The sequence below is a fragment of the Microbacterium sp. K41 genome, assembly GCF_004794395.1.
Lineage (GTDB): Bacteria > Actinomycetota > Actinomycetes > Actinomycetales > Microbacteriaceae > Microbacterium > Microbacterium sufflavum.
In genome coordinates this window covers 1-1192 of sequence record NZ_SSDO01000472.1, presented here as the reverse complement: position 1 = coordinate 1192, position 1192 = coordinate 1, and the positions used below count along the sequence as shown (strand labels likewise).

The following is a 1192-nucleotide window of genomic DNA, read 5'->3' as shown; positions in this document are numbered from 1 at the left end:
CGCCCGCCACTCGCCGAGACCGAACAGGTAGTTCGGGCCGCCCGCCTTGGCGCCGGCGCCCACGGCCGAGCGCTTCCACCCGCCGAACGGCTGCCGCTGCACGATCGCGCCGGTGATGCCGCGGTTCACGTACAGGTTGCCCGCCTCGACCCGGTCGAGCCAGGTGGCGACCTCGGCGGAGTCGAGCGAGTGCAGGCCGGCGGTGAGGCCGTAGTCCACGGCGTTCTGCAGGCGGATGGCCTCGTCGAGGTCCTTCGCGTGCATGATGCCGAGCACGGGGCCGAAGAACTCCGTGAGGTGGAAGTACGAGCCCTCGCGCACACCGGTCTTCACGCCGGGGGTCCACTGCTTCCCCTCGTCGTCGAGCTTGCGGGGCTCGACCAGCCAGCGCTCGCCCTTGTCGAGCGTGGTGAGCGCCGTGAGCAGCTTGCCGTTCGCGGGTTCGATGATCGGGCCCATCTGCGTGGCGGGGTCGTCGGGGAGCCCCACGCGCATCGAGGTCACGGCGTCGACGAGCTGCCGCTCGAACCGCTTCGAGTCCGCGACCGAGCCCACGAGGATCGCGAGGGAGGCGGCGGAGCACTTCTGTCCCGCGTGGCCGAAGGCGCTGCGGGCGACGTCGGCGGCGGCCAGGTCGAGGTCGGCGGAGGGCGTGACGATGATCGCGTTCTTGCCGCTGGTCTCGGCGAGCAGCGGCAGGTCGGCCCGGAACGAGCGGAACAGCTGCGCGGTCTCGTAGGCGCCGGTGAGGATGACCCGGTCGACCTGCGGGCTGGCGACCAGGCGGGTGCCGAGGTCGCGCGAGGCCAGGTCGACGAGGGCGAGGAGGTCGCGCGGCACACCAGCGGCCCACAGCGCCTCCACCATCACGGCACCGCAGCGCTGCGTGAGCTTGGCGGGCTTGATGATCACACCGGAGCCCGACGCGAGGCCGGCCAGCACGCCGCCCGCGGGGATCGCGACGGGGAAATTCCAGGGCGGTGTGACCACGGTGACCTTCGACGGCACGAACTCCGCGCCCGTCACGGCCTCCAGGTCCTTCGCGCGCTCGGCGTAGTAGTGCGCGAAGTCGATGGCCTCGCTCACCTCGGGGTCGGCCTCCGCGATGGTCTTGCCCGCCTCGTTGGCCATGATCTCGATGAGCTGTCCCCGGCGCGCGGCCCGTGAAAACTCGAAATCGGCGCGGAGCGGG

General features: G+C 71.9%; 1 protein-coding gene. It reads right to left on the bottom strand.

Annotated elements, in window-relative coordinates:
• On the bottom strand, window positions 1–1192 hold a 1192-nt coding region (locus DW309_RS15435; protein WP_136045882.1), incomplete at both ends, for an aldehyde dehydrogenase family protein.